The 261-nt window shown below is 65.1% G+C and carries 1 protein-coding gene; it reads left to right on the plus strand.

From position 1 onward, the window contains the following. Window positions 1-261: hypothetical protein (locus tag R0J87_RS21755; protein WP_498888908.1), on the plus strand; the 261-nt coding region annotated here is incomplete at both ends.

Genomic DNA, 261 nt, shown 5'->3' on the forward strand with positions numbered 1-261 from the left:
TCGCCAGCGGCCGGATCGTCCTTCAACCCTGAAGGGGGCACGCCCGCGGGCACGACGTACGCCAAGGTCATCGTCCTGAAGAACAATGGATCGAACAACGGCACGCAGCTCGTGACGTTCGACCAGCTGGTGCTCCAGAGCGGCGTGCAGGTCTACCCGATCCACCGCAGCACCAACGACGGTTCCTCGTGGACCAAGGTGGCCGACGTCAACCCCAGCGCGAACTTCCCGACATTCACGCGCACCGCGCAGCCGTTCCTC

This window comes from Halomonas sp. SIMBA_159 (assembly GCF_046536035.1).
In the GTDB taxonomy this organism is placed as follows: Bacteria; Pseudomonadota; Gammaproteobacteria; order Pseudomonadales; family Halomonadaceae; genus Vreelandella; species Vreelandella venusta_A.